This window comes from Leifsonia sp. SIMBA_070 (assembly GCF_046534635.1).
Taxonomy (GTDB): domain Bacteria; phylum Actinomycetota; class Actinomycetes; order Actinomycetales; family Microbacteriaceae; genus Leifsonia.
In genome coordinates this window covers 1-387 of record NZ_JAWRYK010000056.1, presented here as the reverse complement: position 1 = coordinate 387, position 387 = coordinate 1, and the positions used below count along the sequence as shown (strand labels likewise).

General features: G+C 63.8%; 1 protein-coding gene. It reads left to right on the top strand.

Annotation, left to right across the window (positions count from 1 at the left end; translation table 11 throughout):
• Positions 1 to 81: 81 nt before the first annotated feature.
• On the top strand, positions 82 to 387 hold a 306-nt coding region (locus SB754_RS19385; RefSeq protein WP_410784036.1), incomplete at its 3' end, for a winged helix-turn-helix transcriptional regulator.

Sequence of the window (387 nt, the reverse complement as noted above, 5' to 3'; positions counted from 1 at the left end):
GGGGTTGATGTCCAGTAGTTACGATAAGTGACTAGAAACCCTTCGGGAAGTAGGCACTTTTTGGTAACCACATCGACCCTCGTGGGAAATCCCTACCAGCAGGACTGCCCGACCCGGCGGATCCTCGATCGCATCGGCGACAAGTGGACGGTCCTCATCGTCGGCGCGCTCGGCGACGACGCCGTGCGCTTCTCGGAGCTCCGCCGGCGGATCCAGGGCATCTCGCAGAAGATGCTGACGCAGACGCTGCGCAGCCTCGAAGAGGACGGCCTCGTCTCGCGCACCGTGACCGCGCAGGTGCCGATCAAGGTCGAGTACGCGCTCACCGACGTCGGACAGAGCCTCCGCGCCCCACTGAAGGCACTCGAGGAGTGGTCGATCGAGCAC